Source organism: Solwaraspora sp. WMMD791, from assembly GCF_029581195.1.
Taxonomy (GTDB): domain Bacteria; phylum Actinomycetota; class Actinomycetes; order Mycobacteriales; family Micromonosporaceae; genus Micromonospora_E.
In genome coordinates this window covers 5,727,567-5,745,737 of record NZ_CP120737.1, presented here as the reverse complement: position 1 = coordinate 5,745,737, position 18,171 = coordinate 5,727,567, and the positions used below count along the sequence as shown (strand labels likewise).

At 73.7% G+C, this 18,171-nt stretch carries 16 protein-coding genes and 1 pseudogene; 9 read left to right on the top strand and 8 right to left on the bottom strand.

The annotated features are described in order from the left end of the window. The first annotated feature begins 364 nt into the window (after window positions 1-364). The gene (locus O7623_RS25835) at window positions 365-1,363 is read left to right on the top strand and encodes a S1 family peptidase (protein WP_282229578.1); all 999 of its coding nucleotides are present in this window, start codon (window positions 365-367) and stop codon (window positions 1,361-1,363) included. Between the two features lie 93 nt (window positions 1,364-1,456). Further along, window positions 1,457-2,029, top strand: a complete 573-nt coding sequence (locus tag O7623_RS25830) for an alpha/beta fold hydrolase (protein WP_282225554.1) — start codon at window positions 1,457-1,459, stop codon at window positions 2,027-2,029. On the opposite strand, the gene O7623_RS25825 is transcribed toward O7623_RS25830, so the two are convergent. Then, window positions 2,004-2,588 carry a DUF4232 domain-containing protein gene (locus O7623_RS25825; protein ID WP_282225553.1) on the bottom strand — a complete coding sequence of 195 codons (585 nt, stop codon included), beginning with the start codon at window positions 2,586-2,588 and terminating at the stop codon, window positions 2,004-2,006. The two genes, O7623_RS25830 and O7623_RS25825, sit on opposite strands and share 26 nt — an antisense overlap. After that, window positions 2,585-2,977 (bottom strand): hypothetical protein, encoded by a 393-nt coding sequence (locus O7623_RS25820; protein ID WP_282225552.1) that lies wholly within the window; start codon window positions 2,975-2,977, stop codon window positions 2,585-2,587. Before O7623_RS25820 ends, O7623_RS25825 begins: the two co-directional genes overlap by 4 nt. A 179-nt stretch (window positions 2,978-3,156) precedes the next feature. Between O7623_RS25820 and O7623_RS25815 the strand changes: the two genes are divergently transcribed. Then, entirely contained in the window at window positions 3,157-3,336 is a 180-nt protein-coding gene (locus tag O7623_RS25815; protein ID WP_282225551.1) for a DUF6767 domain-containing protein, read from the top strand. A 19-nt stretch (window positions 3,337-3,355) separates the two neighbouring features. Here the strand turns inward: O7623_RS25815 and O7623_RS25810 are convergent, their stop codons facing one another. Together O7623_RS25810 and O7623_RS25805 are read right to left on the bottom strand one after the other, a co-directional pair. Then, entirely contained in the window at window positions 3,356-3,568 is a 213-nt protein-coding gene (locus O7623_RS25810; protein WP_282229705.1) for a hypothetical protein, read from the bottom strand. Between the two features lie 52 nt (window positions 3,569-3,620). Beyond that, window positions 3,621-3,959, bottom strand: a pseudogene (locus O7623_RS25805) (Type 1 glutamine amidotransferase-like domain-containing protein); the annotation flags it as partial. Between the two features lie 131 nt (window positions 3,960-4,090). On the opposite strand from O7623_RS25805, the gene O7623_RS25800 reads away from it, so the two are divergent. The 6 genes from O7623_RS25800 (at window position 4,091) to O7623_RS25775 (ending at window position 12,736) form a co-directional block, all read left to right on the top strand. Next, complete coding sequence (locus O7623_RS25800; protein WP_282225550.1) at window positions 4,091-4,471, top strand: BlaI/MecI/CopY family transcriptional regulator; 381 nt, start codon at window positions 4,091-4,093, stop codon at window positions 4,469-4,471. Between the two features lie 7 nt (window positions 4,472-4,478). Then, window positions 4,479-5,507 (top strand): M56 family metallopeptidase, encoded by a 1,029-nt coding sequence (locus tag O7623_RS25795; protein ID WP_282225549.1) that lies wholly within the window; start codon window positions 4,479-4,481, stop codon window positions 5,505-5,507. A 5-nt stretch (window positions 5,508-5,512) separates the two neighbouring features. Further along, window positions 5,513-7,261: a thiol reductant ABC exporter subunit CydD gene (gene cydD, locus O7623_RS25790; RefSeq protein ID WP_282225548.1), complete on the top strand. Its 1,749-nt coding sequence runs from the start codon at window positions 5,513-5,515 to the stop codon at window positions 7,259-7,261. Then, window positions 7,258-9,162: a thiol reductant ABC exporter subunit CydC gene (gene cydC, locus O7623_RS25785; RefSeq protein ID WP_282225547.1), complete on the top strand. Its 1,905-nt coding sequence runs from the start codon at window positions 7,258-7,260 to the stop codon at window positions 9,160-9,162. The genes cydD and cydC overlap by 4 nt, the downstream gene beginning before the upstream one ends. A gap of 117 nt (window positions 9,163-9,279) precedes the next feature. Beyond that, window positions 9,280-10,290 (top strand): DNA primase, encoded by a 1,011-nt coding sequence (locus tag O7623_RS25780; RefSeq protein ID WP_282225546.1) that lies wholly within the window; start codon window positions 9,280-9,282, stop codon window positions 10,288-10,290. Window positions 10,291-10,321: 31 nt separating this feature from the next. After that, window positions 10,322-12,736: a transposase gene (locus O7623_RS25775; RefSeq protein ID WP_282225545.1), complete on the top strand. Its 2,415-nt coding sequence runs from the start codon at window positions 10,322-10,324 to the stop codon at window positions 12,734-12,736. 287 nt (window positions 12,737-13,023) lie between these two features. On the opposite strand, the gene O7623_RS25770 is transcribed toward O7623_RS25775, so the two are convergent. From O7623_RS25770 to O7623_RS25755, 4 genes are all read right to left on the bottom strand, one after another. Next, window positions 13,024-13,611, bottom strand: coding sequence for an ATP/GTP-binding protein (locus tag O7623_RS25770; protein ID WP_123605491.1), 588 nt, complete (start codon window positions 13,609-13,611; stop codon window positions 13,024-13,026). 1 nt (window position 13,612) lies between these two features. Next, window positions 13,613-13,990: a DUF742 domain-containing protein gene (locus tag O7623_RS25765; RefSeq protein WP_282225544.1), complete on the bottom strand. Its 378-nt coding sequence runs from the start codon at window positions 13,988-13,990 to the stop codon at window positions 13,613-13,615. Between the two features lie 117 nt (window positions 13,991-14,107). Then, complete coding sequence (locus O7623_RS25760; RefSeq protein WP_282225543.1) at window positions 14,108-14,512, bottom strand: roadblock/LC7 domain-containing protein; 405 nt, start codon at window positions 14,510-14,512, stop codon at window positions 14,108-14,110. Beyond that, window positions 14,509-18,054, bottom strand: a complete 3,546-nt coding sequence (locus O7623_RS25755; protein WP_282225542.1) for a nitrate- and nitrite sensing domain-containing protein — start codon at window positions 18,052-18,054, stop codon at window positions 14,509-14,511. The genes O7623_RS25760 and O7623_RS25755 overlap by 4 nt, the downstream gene beginning before the upstream one ends. Between the last annotated feature and the right edge of the window lie 117 nt (window positions 18,055-18,171).

Below are 18,171 nucleotides of genomic sequence, written 5' to 3'. Positions count from 1 at the left end.
TCGCTCAAATCAGAGGCTAGCACCAAGTTGAGCACTCGCTCAAGATCTGGGTGGACGCACTGGCCGGCCATCGGCTCGGGCAGGCAGACGAGGACACGGCCACGGTCCGACGGGCGACGGCGGCGCTGTCATAACACGGGGTACCTCTCCCCAATGTTAGTTCTTGTGGCCTTCCGGCTGGGATGGGAGCCTTTGGGACACGAGATCGAGGGAGATGGATAGTCAAAGTTGTCCGCCCCCGTCCAGGCACGCCGACCGGCGTACCGCACGCACCCCCACACCACAGGAGGCGCACGTGCCAGCCATCAGCACCCCCGTCAAGCGCGCCGCGGCCACCCTCGCCGCCCCGCTGCTACTCGTCGGAATGGCCCTCTGGCCGTCGGCCGCCCAGGCCGCACCCGTACCGCTGTTCGCCGCCGGCGCGGACACCGCCGCCGAGATCAGCGCCGAACTCGGCGACCGGTCGGCCGGGGCCTACCTCGACGAGGCCACCGGTCGGATGGTCGTCACCGTCACCGACGACACCGCTGCCCGAGCGGCCCGCCAGGCCGGTGCGGTCGCCAGGACCGTCACCTACAGCAGCGCCGACCTCGAAGCGGTGACCGCCCGGATCGAACGGGCCGCCGCCTTCGTCGGCACCGCCCGCGCCATCGACCTGGCCGCCAACCAGGTCGTGGTCACCGTGGACAGCACGGTCACCGGCCACCGGCTGGCCCTGGTCGAAGCGGCGGTAGCCGCCGCCGGCGACGCCGCCCGGCTGGAGCACACCGACGGTGAGTTCAGCCTGATGATCGCCGGCGGCGAGGCCATCTACGGCAGCAACGGCTCCCGCTGCTCCCTCGGCTTCAACGTCCGCACCTCCACCGCCAACTACTTCGTCACCGCCGGGCACTGCACCGCCAGCGCCGCCACCTGGTACGCCAACTCCAGCCGCAGCACCGTGCTCGGCAACCGGGTGGTCTCCAGCTTCCCCGGCAACGACTACGGCATCGTGCAGTACACCAACAGCAGCATCGCCCGCCCCGGCGCGGTCTACCTCTACCCGGGCAGCCAGTCGATCACCTCGGTCGGCAACGCGTACGTCGGTCAGTCGGTCCGCCGCAGCGGCAGCACCACCGGAGTCCGCAGTGGCTCGGTGACCGGCGTCAACGCCTCGGTCACCTACCCCCAGGGCACCGTCCGGGGCCTGATCCGGACCAACGTCTGCGCCCAGCCGGGCGACAGCGGCGGTGCGCTGTTCGCCGGCACCGTCGCGCTCGGCATGACCTCCGGCGGCAGCGGCAACTGCACCACCGGCGGTACGACCTACTTCGCACCGCTCAACGCGGTCTTCGCGGCGTACCCGACGCTGCGGCTGGTCTGACCGCCACCACCACCGTGCCGGGCCGTCCAGGGTGGTCACCCACCCCGGGCGGCCCGGCCGCTGGCGGCGACCGTGTCGACGTACTCTCGATCGATGGCCCGCCATCTACTGGTCCCCGGCCGGGGGCTGCCCCGCCCGGAACACTGGCTCAACCGGTGGGCGGCGGCCAACCCCGGTTACCGGTGGGCACCGCCGCCGCCCGGACCGCCGTACGTGCTGGCCGAGCGGCTGGCCGCGCTGCACGCGGCGATCACCGCCAGCGACGAACCGGCGGTGCTGATCGCGCACAGCGCCGGCTGCCTGACGGTGGCGCACTGGGCGGCACGTCACCACGGCCCGGTGGCCGCGGCCCTGCTGGTCACCCCGCCGTACCTGGACCCGGGGTGGCGGCCCGGCCCGGACGACCCGACCGACCTGTACACCGACGCGGTCCCCCGGCAGCGGCTGCCGTTTCGCACCGTCCTGGTCGCCAGCCGCACCGACCCGTACACGACCGTCGAGGAGTTCGCGCGCTACGCCGCCGACTGGGGCGCCGAACTGTACGACGCCGGCGACGCCGGGCACATCGAGACCGCCAGCGGCTACGGCCCCTGGCCGGCCGGGGAACGGCTGGTCGCCGCTCTGGCCGACGCCTCGCCGATCAGTCGGCCGGTGCCCACGGACTGACCGCGACCCGACCGGTGGTGCCGATGTCGAGGCCGCCGTCGGGCTCCAGCAGTTGCGCGGGTACGCCGACTCCCGGCGCCACGCTCAGGAAGGTGCCGTGCGTCGGCGGCACCCGCACGTCGTCCACGGTGTTGCGCCAGGCCAGCACCGCCGCCGCCCGCTGGCCCGGTAGCACCGTGACCGGCTGCGGGCTGCGGGCCAGTGTCTCGATCCGGGCGATCACCTCGACACCCTCGATCACCTCGACCACGAGCGGTTGCCGCTGCTCGTCGAGCACCACGATCTCCGGGAAGCCGTCGACGTGCACCGGCTCGTCAGCACAGTTGACCAGCCAGATCGACAGCACCCGCAGCCCCATCGCGGCGTTCACCTCGCCCAGGCTCAGCAGTGCCCCGGAGGCCGGGCAGTCAGGTGACGGCTCCACCGACGGCAGCGGGGTCGGCGACGGGGTCGGTGTCCAGTCGTGGTCCGGTGGCTGCGGCCCGGGTTGCGGCAACTGCCCGGCGCAGGCACCGAGCAGCGCCACCGTCAACAGCGCCGCGATCCACGGATGCCTCACCGGTCACCCACCGCGTCGGAGCCGGCACTGTCGCTGCCCGCGCCGTCCTCGTCATCATCGTCGTCGAACGGTTCGTCGCTCCACCGCCACCACGCCTGGTCGCCGTCGACGTGCAACAGGAGCTCCGGCACCGCCACCCCGGCCGGGTCGATCAGCACCACCGCCGCCCGCACCTGCTGGTACGCCCGGTCCCAGGCGCCGTCGTCCGAGCCGTCCTCGGCCCGCCGCAGCGCCCGCAGTTCCGCGTCGAAGATCGGCCGCAACGGCGCGAACGCCTCGGTGGGCCGTACGGTGGCGTACAGCCAGGGGAAGTCCCCGTCGGTGACCGCCAGGTCGGCCAGCAGCGCACCGGCATGGTCCCGCAACGTCCAACTCACCTCCGCACCCACGCCCCGCGTCCTCTCCGTCCACCGCCACCACGCGGCGCATCCACCGCCGTCGGCACCGTAGTACGGTGCCGCATCTCGCACGCCGGCCACGTACACCCGGCCCGTAGGTCCGCAGGTCCGGGCGGTGAGGTGCCGTTCGGCCCTGCCGGCGAGCGGCCGCCGGGGGTGACGATGATGGCATGACAGCGCAGGTGAAACACCGACGTCCCGAGGCCAAGTGCCCGATCCGGCCGGGCGAACCCTGCACGCTCTGCCTGCCCGGCGCCACCGGCCCGGCCGACTGTGGTCTGGTCTACCTGGTGATGAGCGACGACGAACTGCGCGCCGGGCTGCACGAGTCCCGGCGGGTCGCGGCGTGACGGCCACCACCATCTGCGGTCACTCGGCGGCACCGATCCGGCGGGTCGGCAGTGGCCGCTGGACCGCCGTCCCGGTCCGCAGGCCCGGCTCGACCCGGTAGGCCCCGGCACCGGGCAGGCAGCTGACCGCTTCGACCAGGTCGGTGTCGACGTAGTGCAGGCCGACCCCGTCGTCGGTGGCGTACCCGGCCGGCAGTTGGCCGGCTGCCACGCACTCCAGGTAGGCTGCCACCGCCGAGCACCACCCCGGCGTCCCAGCATTCCCGCAGGATCTCGTCGACCCGGTGCGCCCGCCACACCGCCAACATGTTGACCACGCTGCCACCACCGACCCAGATCAGGTGCTGGTCACGCAGGAACGCCCGGATGTCGTCGACGTTCGGCCGGGGAAACAGCTGCAGGTGGGACGCAACGGCGTGCTCGGCGTCGGCGAGAGCCGCGTAGAAGGACTGGATCGTCTGCGGGTCGTCGCCGACGGCGGTCGGGATCAGGCAGACCTTGGCGACCGGGACCCCGGTCAGCGAGATGGCGTGCTCCAACAGGTCGCTCCGCCGGGGTGCGCGGTATCCCGGTGGCGGGTGCAGAATTCCGGAGACGGCGAAAATCTGACGCGGCGGGGCCATCTGTCCATGATGCACGGGTGTGGCGGCCCGCCGGGGCGGCCGGCCGGGCACCTCATGCGGTGCGGGGCGAGCCCTTGCCCCGTCGCCCGGCCCGCTGAGCTGCCGTCTACTACCGGCGGTAGGCTTGACCGGTGACGCGACTCGGCGACCTCGAACGCGCGGTGATGGACGTGCTGTGGGACCGTGACCCGGCGGCCGGCCCGACCACCGTACGGGACGTCGCCGAGGCCCTGCAGGAGCGTGACCTGGCCTACACGACGGTGATGACCGTCCTGGACCGGCTCGCCGGCAAGGGCATGGTCAGCCGGGAGCGGGCCGGCCGGGCCTGGCAGTACCAGCCGGTGGCCAGCCGGGAGGCGTACATCGCCCAGCTGATGCTCGACGCCCTCGACCTGGCCGGCAGCCGCGACGCGGCCCTGGTCCGCTTCGCCAGGTCGGTGACCGGCACCGAAGCCGAGGTGCTCCGGGCCGCCCTCACCGACCAGGCGCAGGCGGCCGAGCGGCAGGGCTGAGCCGACCATGGCGTACGCCGTGCACTTCGCCGCCGTGATCATCGCCTGCTACCTGGCCGCGCAGGCGCTCACCCGGTCGACGTGGTGCGGTCCCGGCTGGACGTGGCGCAGCCCCCGGGTGGCGATCCTCTGCTGGCAGGCGCTCGGCCTCGCGGTCGGGCTCGCCGCGATCGGGCTGCCGTTGGCGGTGGGTCTCGCGCCGTACGGCACCGGGCCCGGCCGGGCGGCCGGGCTCTTCGTCGGCGACCTCGCCACCGCCGTCGCCCAGCTGGTCGGCGGCCACGGCTGGCAGACCGGGACCTTCCCGGTCGGGCTGGGCCCGCTGCGGCTGGCTCTGGTCGGTGTGGCCGGCACGATCGCCGCCGTACTGCTCGGCTCCACCGTACGCAGCCTGCTGGCCGCCGTACGGGTGCAGCGCCGGCACCGCGACCTGCTCGCCCTGGTCGGGCGCGCCGACCCGGCCGCGCCCGGGGCGCTGGTGCTGGACCACCCGAGCGCCGCCGCCTACTGCCTACCGGGGGTACGCCCGACCGTGGTCGTCAGCGCCGGTGCGCTCGACCTGCTCGGTCCGGGTGAACTCGCCGCCGTGCTCAGCCACGAGCGGGCGCACGCCGACGAACGGCACGACCTGGTGCTGCTGCCGTTCACCGCGTTGTGCCGGGCGCTGCCCCGGCTGAGGTGGTTGCGCGCGGCGCACGACGCGGTCGCGCTGCTGGTCGAGATGCGTGCCGACGACAAGGCTCGCCGCCAGCACACCGACGCACCGCTCGCCGCCGCGCTGCGCCGGTTCGCCGCCGCGACGGACCGGATCACCCCGGCCGGGGCGTTGGGCGTCGCCGGCGCCGGGCGGGTCGGGGTCGGTGCTGACGCCCGGCGGGTCCGGGTCGGCGTGCTCGCGGTCGCCGACCGGGATCTCGACGCCCGGGTGCAGCGGCTGCTGGGCGACGCTCCGGCCCCTCGGCTGCGGCCGGCGGCGGCCAGCCTGCTCGCCGCCGCCCTGCTGCTGATGCCGGTCTCGCTGTACCTGGCCGGTTGACGTCGATGACGACCCCTGCGGACCCCGCCGCAACCGGCGGTTCGCCGCGCCGCCGCCCGTTCGACCCCCGGCTGCTGCGCCAGGTGCCCGCCGTACGGATGCCACTCGCGGTGCTCGGCCTGCTCGGGGTGCTCGCCGCAGTGTTGATCATCGCCCAGGCGACGACGCTCGCCACGGTGCTGGCCGCGGCCGCCCGGGGCGAGCTCGACCGGGCCGCCCTCGGCGGGTTCGTCGCCACCGTCGCCGGCCGGGCCGCGCTGGGCTGGGCGCAGGGCGTCCTGGCCGCCAGCGCCGCCGCCACGGTCACCGCCCAGCTGCGGGTCGACCTGTTCACGGCGATCCACCGGCGCGGGCCGGCCTGGGTGTCCGAGCAGCGGGCCGGCCAGCTCGCCACCCTGACCGGTCGGGGTCTGGACGCCCTCGACGGCTACTTCACCGGTTACCTGCCGCAGCTGGTGCTGAGCGTGACCGTGCCGGTCGCCGTACTGGCCCGGTTGGTCTTCGCCGACTGGAGTTCCGCGCTGATCGTCGCGGTCACCCTGCCGCTGATCCCGATCTTCGGTGCGCTGCTCGGTTGGCACGCCCAGGCGGCGACCGAACGGCAGTGGCGGCGGCTGACCCAGCTCGGCGGCCACTTCCTGGACATGGTGGCCGGCCTGGCGACGCTGCGGGCCTTCGGCCGCGAGCGCGACCAGGCCGAGGTGGTACGCCGGATGGCCGACCGGCACCGGGTCGCCACCATGACCACGCTGCGGGTGGCCTTCCTCTCCGCCCTGGTGCTGGAGCTGGTCGCCACCCTGGCCGTGGCGTTGGTGGCCGTCCCGGTCGGGCTCCGGCTGCTCACCGGTGGCATGGCGTTGTCCACCGCGCTGCTGGTGCTGCTGCTCACTCCGGAGGCGTACCTGCCGCTGCGGGCGGCGGGCAGCAAGTTCCACGCCAGCATGGAAGGCCTGACGGTCCTCGACGAGGCGCTGACCCTTGTCGCCGACGCCGACGCCGATGTCGATGTCGACCGGGTCGGGGCAGCGACTGTCGACCGGGTCGGGGCAGCGGCACGGGCCGTCGTCCGGTCGGCCCCGGCCGAGATCCGGTTCGAGGCGGTCACTGTCGCCTATCCACGCACCACCGCGCTACGCGACGTCGATCTGACGATCCGGGCCGGCGAGCGGATCGCCGTCGTCGGGCCCAGCGGTGCCGGCAAGAGCACCCTGCTGCACCTGCTGCTCGGCTTCGTCGCCCCGACCTCCGGGCGGATCACCGTCGACGGGGTCGACCTGGCAGACCTCGACATCGACCGGTGGCGCCGGCAACTCGCCTGGGTGCCGCAGCACGCCCACCTGTTCGCCGCGTCGCTGGCCGACAACATCCGGCTCGGCTCACCCGACGCGCCGCCAGCGCAGGTGACCGCCGCCGTACGGGCCGCCGCGCTCGCCGACGTCGTGGCCGCGCTGCCGGACGGTCTCGACACCCGGCTCGGTGAACGCGGCCACGGCCTGTCCAGTGGGCAGCGGCAACGGGTGGCCCTGGCCCGCGCCTTCCTGCGGGACTCGCCGGTGGTGCTGCTCGACGAGCCGACCGCTCGGCTGGACGGGGAGTCCGAAGCCGCCGTGCTGGCCGGCTCCCGGCAACTGATCGCCGGGCGGACCGCGCTGATCGTCGCGCACCGCCCGGCGCTGATCGACGGCGTCGACCGCGTCGTCCGGCTCGACGCCGGCCGGGTCAGCGCCCGGCGCCTCAGCGGAGCGACCTCGTGACCGCCGGGGCGCGGCGCGATGCGGCCGTCGGGGCACGCCGCGACGCGACCGCCCAGCCACGCCGCGACCGGCCGCCGGAGCTGACCGTGCTGGCCCTGGCCCGGCCGTACCTGGGCCGACTGGTCAGTGCCGGGCTGCTCGCGGCGGCGACCGAGGTCGCCGCGCTGGCGCTGATGGCCACGGCGGTGTGGCTGCTGATCACTGCGGCCGGCCGGCCGCCGCTGGACACCGTAACCGTGGCGATCGTCGCGGTACGGGCGTTCGCGATCGGCCGGGGCGTGCTGCGCTACACCGAGCGGCTGGCCGGTCACGACGCCACCCTGCGGGTCGTCACCGAGGTACGGTTCCGGATCTTCCGCGCGTTGGCCGCCCGCCGGCAGACGGCCGACGATCGCTCCGGCGACGCGCTCAGCCGGCTGGTCTCCGACGTCGAGGCCGTGCAGGACCTGCTGCTGCGGGTGCTGGTGCCCGGAGCCGCAGCCGCCGGCGTGGCGGTGCTCGCGGTGGCGGGTTCGGCCATGGTCAGCCCGGCCGCCGCGCTGGTGCTGGCAGCCGGGCTGGTGGTGGCCGGCATCGGGCTGCCGGCGGTCGCCACCCTGCTCACCCGGCGGACCGCCGACCGGGTGGCGCCGTTGCGGGGGCAGCTCGCCGCCGACAGCACCGACCTGACGTACGGCGCGGCCGACCTGGCCGCGTTCGGGGGCACCGCCGCCGCGCTGGACCGGACCGCGCGCCGGGTCCGGGAGCTCGCCGGCCTGCAACGGCGGCTGGCCGTCACCGGCTGGGCGGTCGACGGTGTCGGGGTGCTCGTCGCCGGGGCGACCGCCGCCGTGGTCACCGTCGTCGCGGTGCGCGACGGCGTGGCCGGGGTGCTGGTCGGCGTACTCGCCGTCGGGACGTTGACCGCCGTCGAGATGTGCCTGGCGTTGGTCGCGGCGGCCCGCCAGTGGGCACAGTCGCGCGGCGGGCTGCGACGGGTGGCCGAACTGGTCGGCGAGCCGGCCCCGCAGGCCGCCGACGCGCTCCCCGACGGCCCACCGGACGGCGACGTCCGCTACGGTGACCGGCCGTCCGACGGTGACCGGCCGTCCGCGGGTGACCGGCCGTCCGCGGGTGACGGTGGCGGGCCGCGCACGACGACGGGTGCGGCGGTCGCCCTCGATGGCGTGTCGGTGCGGTACCGCGCCGGCACCGTACCGGCGCTGGACCGGCTCGATCTGCGGTTGCCGCCGGGGCGGCGGGTCGCCGTGGTGGGGCCGAGCGGTGCCGGAAAGAGCACCTTGCTCGGCGTACTCACCGGGGCGGTCGTGCCGGACGAGGGCCAGGTCACCGTCGACGGCACCCGCCTGGCCGACGTACCGGCCGGGCGGCGGCACCGGCTGGTCGGCGGGCTGCTCGCCGAGGCGTACGTGTTCAACGCCACAGTTCGCGACAACCTCCTGCTGGCCCGACCGACGGCGACCGAAGCCGAGCTCGCCGCCGCCTGCGCGGCGGCCGGCCTGCTCGACTGGGTCCGGGAGCAGCCGGGCGGGTGGCGCACCATGGTCGGCGCGGTCGGCAGTCAGCTCTCCGGCGGTCAGCGGCAGCGGCTCGCGCTGGCCAGGGCGTTGCTGGTCGATCCGGCGGTACTGGTCCTCGACGAACCCACGGAGGGTCTCGACCCGGCCATGGCCGACGCCGTGCTGACCGATGTGCTGGCCGCTGCCGCCGGGCGGACCGTCGTCCTGGTGACCCACCGGCTGGCTGGACTGGAATCGATGGATGAGATCCTGGTGTTGGCGGCTGGTCGGATCGCGCAGCGCGGCAGCCACGCCGAGCTGGCGACCCGGCCCGGCTGGTACCGGGAACAGTGGATCATGCAGCAGACCGCCGAACGGGGCTACCTGACGGCGACCAACTGACGGCGGGGCGGGGTGCGGGCACGCCATCCGGCGGGCTTCCCACTAGGGTGTGCGCAGAGTCACCCACCCGACAGTCCGGGTTCGGGCGCCGTCACCGGAACACAAACGGAGGTCAGCGTGGCCAAGTCGCCGAACCAGCCCGATGCCGACCGGCTCGCCGCCGGATCAGTCGAACCCGGCGCTGCCGATCCTGGGCCCGCCGACGACCTCGGATCCACCGACGACCTTGAAGCCGCGGCGGACGACGCGCTCGACGACACCGGGGACGCCCCGATCGCAGCGGCCAGCGGCGACCGGTCGCTCTGGGCCGACGTCCGGATCGACCCGGTGGAGATCGCGCTGCCGGCCGGCGTCGGACTCACCCTGCGGGCCTACCGCCCGGCCACCCTGCTGACTCCCACCGACATCTCCGGACGCGAGGACGACGACCCGTTCGCGGCGCGTCGGCGGGCCGCGGAGGCCGAGGACGACGACGAGACCGTCGTGATCCTCGACGAGGAATTCGCCGCCGAGTTGGCCGAGGAGGAGGCCGCCGAGCAGGAGCGGGCCCGCCGTGGCCAGCGGGGCGGGTCCGCCGCCGATGGGGCGAGCGACGCCGACGACGCCGACGACGACTCGGCCGACGACGACGCCGACCTCGGCGAGGACGTACCGGTCTTCCTCAGCCAGCGCGGCAAGCTGCTGCTGTTCAAGACCCCGCAGGCGTTGGTCAGCTTCGTCCGGTCCGGTGCCCCGCACGACCTCACCCAGTTGGACACCTGGCCTGAGCTGGTCGACCGGCTGGAGCCGGCGGACGTCGCGGCGCTGCCCGAGGACACCTATGAGCTCGATCTGGTGGTGGAGAACCTGCGGGGCGGGCACGACACCTGGGACGCGGCGCTGCTGATCCAGTCCGGCGAGGTGGCCAGGGACCTGGCGTACGCGTTGCGGATGCCGTCGGTGCTCGACATGCTCTCGGCCGGATCCAGCCTGGACGATCTTGACGAGGCGTTAAGGTCGACGGTTGACGGCGGCATCGGGGGCTTCATGGCACGCCGGCGACTGAAGAAAATCGGGGCACAAACCGCAAGTCTCGGTTGGCGCACGATTATCGGCAAGATCTCTGCCGCTACGGACTGGCGCGACTGACCCCTCACCAGGGAGCATCAGTCCTTGGCACATGGCAGGTGTCCGGGAGGAGGACGGCGCGGTGGCGCTCGTGCGGGTGTACTGCGGTCTGGTATCGGCGGACCGGTCTGTCCGGTCGGCTCCGGCCGGACCGGCCCTGACCGCTGCCGTCGTCGACGATGCCGGCCGGTTGCTCGACATCTGCGAAATCGGCGACGACCCCGCCGGCTACGCCCAGCTCAGCGGGCTGCTGATCGAGCGGGCCAGCGGACCCGGCGGAGCGGCGATCGCCGTCGACAGTGACGACCACGTGGTGACCTCGTTGCTGACGGCCGCCGGACGACCACTGGCTGTCGCCGACGACGATGCCGCCGACGACTACGCCGAACGGTTCGCCGACGACGAGTCACTCGACGAGATGTCCGCGCCACCTGCCCAGCGACTCGCCGTCGGGCTCGCCCGGGCCCTGCAGGCCGGCGCGATCAACGCCGTCCCGCTGCCGGTCTCCCGCGACCTCGTCGCATATCAGCCGGTGCTGGCCGCACACGCCGCCCTGGCCAACGGCCGACAGGCCGCAGCGGTCGCGCTGCGCGAGGTGCTCCGGGAGTTGTATCCGGCCGCCCTGCGCGCCTACCCGGACCCCGCCGAGCCGGTCGCCCTCGCGGTGCTCGACGCACTGCCGGAGCCCGGCATGCTCAGCGGCACCAGTTCCCGTAACCGGGAGCTGTCCGTCGCCGCCGACGCGGTCGCCGCGCATCTGGCCGCCGACGGTGTGGCCGACAGCGACACCATCGACGCGGCGGTCACCGCGCTGCGGGTCGCGATCGTCGAATCACCCCGACGTACGGTCGTCAACAAGGCGCTCACCTCCGCGACCGCCGAGACCGTCCGGCACGCCGTGGCCGCCGTACGGTCCTGCGACGCCGCCGCCGACGCGCTGATCGCCACGCTGGCCGCCCGGGTCACCGACCCCACGCCGCTCAGTGCCCGGCGGACGGTCCGGCGGGCCGCCGACCAGCCGGCCACACCCAACCTGCACGCGGTGCCCGGCTCCGGCGAGGCCGGCCCGGCCGGCCGTACCCCCGCCGGTGGCCGTCGGGCCCGGCCCCAGCCGGTCGGTGCCTCCACCACCTCGCCGCAGCCGATGACGACGCTGCCGGTCGCTCCGGCTCCGATCGCTCCGCCGCCGAGCGCGCCGGCACCGCTGACGCCGTTGGCGCCGGTCGCCCGCCGCGCGGCGGGCGACCCGGCCGGAGACCGACCGGTCTCCGCGCCGCCCCCGCCGCCGGGGATGACCCCGATCTCCGCGCAGCGCCCGGGCATCGCCCCGGTGGACGCTGGCGAGCCGTTCCGGGCGACCCTCACGACCGCCGCGATCAACGATGCCCGCGCCCAGCGACGGCCCACCCCGATCGTGCCGCGACCGAACACCCGTACCGGGGCCGGGCCGGCGGGAGGGCCGCCCAGCGCGGCGCCGGCGTCTGCTCCCCCGGCGGGTACGACGCCGGTCTCCGGCAGCCCGGTTTCGGCCAGCCCGGTCTCCGCTACGCCGCTGTCCGGTGTCCCGGCCTCCGGCCCACCGCAGCCGCATTCGCCGTTGGCCGAACCACCGACCGGCGGCTTCTCGGCGACGGACTACAGCCTGCCGGTGCCGAACGGCAACACCGACCACGGCACGACCCGGACCCCGGGCTCCCGGTCCAACTGGCCGCTCGTCGGTCCGTCCAGCGAGCCGGGTGAGCAGCACACGGCCTACCCCCGGCCCGGTGACGGCGGCGGGCTGGGGCTGCCCGACACCGGCAGCACCGGACGGGTGAAGCCACCATGGCTGGCCGACGATCTCCCGCCGGAGCCGCCGATGCTGCGGCTGGTGGAGCCGGCGATGGTTGAGCGGCGGCCGGACGACTACTCCCGCCCGTCGGGCAGCCTGCCGGTGGATGCCGCGCCGCTGCGGCTGGTCGACGGCCAGCAGCCCGACTACGGACGCGGCCGCAGATCGGCCGTCGAGCCGCTCAGCGCTCCCCCGGTGGCCGACGAGGGCGACGGTGATCTGCTGATCTTCGCCGCCGCACGGTCGGCGTGGTTCGTCCGCCATCCCGAGGGCGACGGCGTGGACTTCTCCACTCCGATGGACACCGGTTGGCGCGCCGCCGAGCAGGCGGCCCGGCCGGCGACCGGTTCCGAGACGCATGCCGGTCTGCCCAAGCGGGTACCGCAGGCGAACCTGGTGCCCGGGTCACCGCTGCGCGACGAGCGCCCCCTGCGGATCGTCCGGGACGCCGCGAGCATCGCCGAGCACACGAACGGCTACTTCCGTGGCTGGCGGCGTGGGCAGGAGATCGGCGGGTACGCCGTGGGCGGTCGACCGGGTCGGGAAGCGGCCGGTGGCTGGGACTTCAGCCGTGACCAGAGTGGTCAGGGCGACGGCCGCGAGTTCGAGTACCGTCCGGCCGGTAACCGGTCCTGAGCCGGCCGGCACCTCCGCACAGTACGCAGACAGCGGGCCCCTTTACCCAGGGGCCCTGTCGCGTGCCTGCGGTCCTGACGCCGGGCCAGGGGCAGCGGCGGCGGGTGCCGGCGTGGGGCAGCGCGTGCCGGGGTGCCGGGGTCGCTGAAGCCGGTCACCTACCGCACCGCGTGCCGGGCAGCGCGGACCGCTGTCACTCGGCCCGACCGCGACGGTGAAACGCCAGTACCGGCGGCACCTGTGAGGTGCCGCCGGTGACGGTGGCGGGCGCGGCGACCGGGGGTTGGTCAGGCTGGCGCGACAGCGCGCTGACGACGCATGGTCAGCACGTACTCGACCAGCGAAATCAGCACGTGCTTCGTCGACTCGCGGTTCCGCGCGTCGCAGGGCACGACGGGTACGTCGCTGGAGATCGCCAGCGCGTCCCGCACGTCCTGCGGATCGTGGTACTGCATGCCGTCAAAGCAGTTGATCGCCACCAGGTAGGGCAGCCGACGGTGTTCGAAGAAGTCGATCGCCGCGAAGCAGTCGGCGAGTCGACGGGTGTCGACGAGCACGACGGCACCGATCGCTCCCCGTACCAGCTCGTCCCACATGAACCAGAAACGAGTCTGGCCCGGCGTGCCGAACAGGTAAAGGATGAGGTCCCGGTCGATCGAGATCCGTCCGAAGTCCATGGCGACCGTCGTGGTCGTCTTGCCCGGCACCTGTCGCGTGTCATCGACGCCCACGCCAGCCGAGGTCATGATCGCCTCGGTGGTCAGTGGCGTGATCTCCGAGACCGAGCCGACCAGCGTCGTCTTGCCGACGCCGAACCCACCGGCGATCACGATCTTCGCCGATGTCACTCGCCCGGCCATGGGGCGGTGCGCCATGTCAGAGCCTGCGAAGTCCACTCAGCACCCTCTCCAGCAGTTCCGTGCCCACCGCGTCGTTCGTGTCGTCCAGGGATGTCGGCTCGTACACCGCGACCAGGCCGTCCGAGGCCATGTCCGCGATGATGACCCGGGCTACTCCGAGTGGAAGCTGCATCCGCGCCGCGATCTCCGCGAGCGACTGCAGCCGGCCGTCACACAGCGCGGCAATGTATTGGTGCTCCCGGCCCGTGCCGCCCTTTGTGGCGCCTGCGGACCGGCCACGCACCGTTGTCTCCACGAGAGCCTCGAGAGCGATTTCCAGCTTTGGCCGGGTACGACCACGGGTAACGGCGTACGGCCTGACCAACGCGCCAGTAGGTTCATCACGTTCGGTCATCTGCCGTCACCCCCTCTCGTCCTGCCACAGCCCCACCCGTCGGGAGCTCGTAGTGTTCAGTTCTTCCTACCGGCCGGCGCGGGTCCAGTAGGACCGGCACCGACCTCGTCCGTGTGGTCAGCCCAGCATTCCGGCGGCCGTACGGGGCGCCGGGGTCAGCGCGTCACCGACGCGGTCGACGAGCAACGCCATTTCGTACCCGACCTGGCCGACGTCGCAGCTGCGGGCGGCCAGCACCGCGAACGACGAGCCGTCCGAGATCGACATCAGGAACAGGAAGCCGTTGTCCATTTCGACCACTGTCTGCAGCACTGCACCGCCCTCGAAGCAGCGGGCCGCGCCCTGGGTGAGGCTGACCAGGCCGGAGGCGATGGCCGCGAGCTGGTCAGCCCGGTCCCGGGGAAGGTCCCGGGACGCAGCCAGGAGCAGACCGTCCGCCGACACCGCAATCGCGTGAGCGACCCCGGGTACGCGGTCGGCGAAGTTGGCCAGCAACCAACCGAGATCCTGCGTAGTTGTCATCCCTCATGCTCCTTGCCAGCCTGCGAGGATTGCTGCCCTCCCGGGGTCGCCCCCGGGTTGGTCGAGTGGTCGTCCTTGGGCTGTGTCCGGCCACGTTGCACTCCACGGTGGTACGCGGACAATAGCCCACGGACCGCTTCAGGGGTACGACGCTGCACCGAACTTGTGGCCTTCTCTACGCCACCAGGTACCAGTTGTGCCATCGGAACCCGCTTCGGGAGTCCCGCCTGGGTCTTTTCCTCCACCGAGACCTCGGCGGCGGCACTCGCCGCACGCCAGCCGTCGTCGGCGGCCGTCTGCCAGCTCCCGGTCCGCCCGTCGCTGCCGCTACCGCCGGTGGAGCGCGACGCCGCAGCGACCGGCTCGGGACGCCGGGGCAGCGACGAGTTGCCGGCTCCGGCCCCCGCCGGGGTGGGCGCGGGTGTGGTTGCCTCCGGGGGCGCGGGTCGGCTGGTGTCCACCTTGGCGATCGGCTGGGTCGTCGCGGTGGAGGTGGCTCCAGTACCGGACGGCTTGATCATCGCCGCCGCCGCAGCCCGGGCCTCTTCGGCCGTGGGTCGGCGGGTGCGGAACCAGGCCGACTCCAGCTCGCGGAAGATCGGCAACTCCATGGTCTCGTCCGCGAACTTCTTCGGCCCCGCGTTCTGCGGCGACACCACCGGGTGAGGTGCCGTCACCGAGTTGTCGCCGCTGGTGCGGGTGACCCTCGGCAGTTCCGCCGTCATGTCCAGGGCCGCGGCGAGCTTCTCCGGCACCGGCGGGGCGACCGCGTCGCGGTCGGCCGCGACCGGCGGCCAGGCGGGCGGTGCGGCACCCGGCGGGTTGGCCGACTGCGGCGGGCCGACCGGCTGCTGCGGCGCGGGCTGCTGGTGCGCCGGCTGCTGCGGCCGCTGGAACGGTGCCTGCTGCTGGTAGCCGGTGGGCTGCTGGTAGGCGGTCGGCTGCTGGGCAGCCGGAGTCTGCGGCACCGGCGGAGCGGAGAAGGGGCGGACCGGCGGCGCGGAGACCGGCGGGACCGACACCGGTGGCGGCGCGGAGACCGGCGGTACGTACGGCTGACCGCTCACCGGGTGGTGGCTCGACTGCCCCTGGGTCTCCGGCGACGCCGGGATCTGACGCGGGATACCGCTGGTCGGGGCGGCACCGGTGACCTCGCCGTCGACCGTCCAGTGGTCGTTCGAGCGGCGCTGCGGCAGCGGGTCGGTGCGCTGGCCGTTGGTGGGCAGTGCGTTGAACATCTCCGCGCCGTTGGCACCGTTGGCGCCGTTCGTACCGTTGGTCGCCCCGGTCAGGTCGGACCAGGCCGGCATCGGACGCGGCGTCGCGGGCTTGGTGGCACCGCCGTTGAGCGGCGCCGGCTCGAACGGGCGCGGCGGCGGGCCGACCGGTGCCGGCGGCTCGCTCGGCTGGCCACCGAGCAGGCCGCTGCCCGGCGCGCCGCTGCCTTCCAACGCAAGGGGTGCACCGAACTGCTGGTGGCCGGCGACCGCCGGGGCTTCCGTACCGCCGGATCCGAACGCGCTGGGGCCGGTCCGGCCGGCCAGCGCCCGGGGGATCAGGACAGCGGTCGGCAGGGTGACGTCGGCGATGGTGCCGCGATCGGTCGCTGGGCGCAGCTCGACCTTCACACCGTGCCGGTTGGCCAGCCGGGCGACCACGACCAGGCCCATCATCCGGGACACCGCGACGTCGACCATCGGCGGGTTGGCCAGCCGCTCGTTGAGGTCACGTAGCTGGTCACCGCTGATGCCGATGCCGCGGTCCTCGACGTAGAGGGCGGCCCGGTCGCCGACCCGACGGGCCTCGACCATGACGTGCGAGTCCGGCGGCGAGAACGCGGTCGCGTTGTCGAACAGCTCGGCGACGAGGTGCACGAGGTCGTTGACCGCATGCGCGGCGACCTCGATGTCCCGGTCGACGACCCCGAACTCGATCCGGGTGTAGTGCTCGACCTCGGACTGCGCAGCCCGGAGCACGTCGATCAGGGCCGCCGGTTCGCGCTGCACCCGGGTGGAGTCGGCGCCGGCGAGAACGAGCAGGTTCTCGTCGTTGCGCCGCATTCGGGTGGCCAGGTGGTCCAGCTGGAAGAGCTCGCTCAGCCGGTCCGGGTCCTCCTCGCCGCGCTCCAACCGGTCGAGGTGACCGATCAGCCGGTCGACCAGGATCTGCGACCGGCGGGCCAGGTTGACGAACATCGTCGACACCGAGGACCGCAGCGCTGCCTGCTCGGCGGCGGTCCGGACCGCCTCCAGGTGGACGGCGTTGAACGCCTCGGTCACCTGGCCGAACTCGTCCTTGCTGCGCACCGGCAGCGGCTCGGCGATCTGGTTGGCCAGCTGCACCGGGGAGGTCTGGGCGGTGACCTGCGGGTCGCGCAGCCGGGCGACGGCCTGCGGCAGGCCGTACTGGGCGACCGCCAGCGCACCCTGGCGCAGCTCCCGCAGGGAGCGGGCCATCGACCGGGCGACGAGGGCGGCGAAGAGGATCGCCAGGAGCAGGACGACGAGCAGCAGGATCGTCTCGACGAGGAGCTGCTGCTGGACCTCGTCGCGCAGGATCGTGGCCTCGTTGACGACGTCGCTGTCGATCTTCTGCTCGACCGTACGGATCAGGTCGGCGTGGCCGATCAGCGCCGCGTCCCAGGCGTCGGCGTCGAAGGGCGTGTCCCGCATCGACTCTTCGCTCTGGCCGCGGATGAAGCCGCCGTAGGTGTCGGCTTCCCGCAGTGCCGGACCGGCCACCGTCTGGTTGTAGAACTCCAGGTCGTCCTGGGTGGCGGCGGCCTCGAAGCTCTGCCGCGACTGGGACTGACCGGCCCGGGTGCTGATGTAGTCGGTCCGCAGTGCGGGGGTCAGGGCGTCCTGGCTGAACGCCCGCAGCACCACCACCCGCTCCCGGGACAGGAACTCCTTGTTGCGGGCCAGCGAGGCGGCGGCCCGCATGTGGTCGCTCAGCTCGGTGTCGCTGGCCAGCTGGGCCGCCGAGTCGCGAATGTCGAGCAGGTCGCTGAGCAGCACCTCGTACGCGCGGGCCGCCTCGGTCAGCCGGAACGTCCCGTCGGCGGTGGCGCTGTTGACCACCTGGCTGCGCACCCCGGGCAGGTCGGCGAGGTTCTGGTCGATGCGGGAGAGCAGGTTACGGAAGTTGACCGGCAGGTCGGTCAGCTCCGCGCGGCGCTGCGAGTACGGCGTACGGGCCTGCTCGACCTCGCCGTGCAGCGCGTTGTAGACGCCGAGGTAGCGCTCCTGCAGCTCGGCGTTCTCGGTGCCCAGCAGCAGCACTGCCGCGGCCCGCTCGTTCTGCAGGTCGTGCACCAGGTCGCCGGAGGCCGCCGCGAGGGTGGACAGCGTGCGCGCCTGCGACGCGTTGCTCGCGGTCTCCAGGTGGCCGATGAGGCCATTGGTGCCGACGACGATCGTGGCCAGGGTCGGCACGATCATAATCAGACCGAGCTTCGACCAGATCGGCAGATCATTGAGCCGGCCCACCGGCCGGCGGAGACGCGACAGGAAGGAATCTGCCGTCTTCGGCCGCTCGCTCACGTCACCGCCCTCCTCATCGGTGCCGGCGGGATGCACCGGGCACCGCCCATCGGCCGACCCGGGCGGATCGGACCCCCGAGATTCCATCACGACACCACGCAAAGAGAAAGCCCAGGT

Coding starts and splice junctions, on each gene's coding strand:
- O7623_RS25830 (WP_282225554.1), top strand. CDS start 1,457: ATGGCCCGCCATCTACTGGTCCCCGGCCGGGGGCTGCCCCGCCCGGAA.
- O7623_RS25760 (WP_282225543.1), bottom strand. CDS start 14,512: ATGACAACTACGCAGGATCTCGGTTGGTTGCTGGCCAACTTCGCCGAC.
- O7623_RS25765 (WP_282225544.1), bottom strand. CDS start 13,990: ATGACCGAACGTGATGAACCTACTGGCGCGTTGGTCAGGCCGTACGCC.
- O7623_RS25775 (WP_282225545.1), top strand. CDS start 10,322: ATGGCAGGTGTCCGGGAGGAGGACGGCGCGGTGGCGCTCGTGCGGGTG.
- cydD (WP_282225548.1), top strand. CDS start 5,513: ATGACGACCCCTGCGGACCCCGCCGCAACCGGCGGTTCGCCGCGCCGC.
- O7623_RS25795 (WP_282225549.1), top strand. CDS start 4,479: ATGGCGTACGCCGTGCACTTCGCCGCCGTGATCATCGCCTGCTACCTG.
- O7623_RS25835 (WP_282229578.1), top strand. CDS start 365: ATGGCCCTCTGGCCGTCGGCCGCCCAGGCCGCACCCGTACCGCTGTTC.
- O7623_RS25815 (WP_282225551.1), top strand. CDS start 3,157: ATGACAGCGCAGGTGAAACACCGACGTCCCGAGGCCAAGTGCCCGATC.
- O7623_RS25770 (WP_123605491.1), bottom strand. CDS start 13,611: ATGGCGCACCGCCCCATGGCCGGGCGAGTGACATCGGCGAAGATCGTG.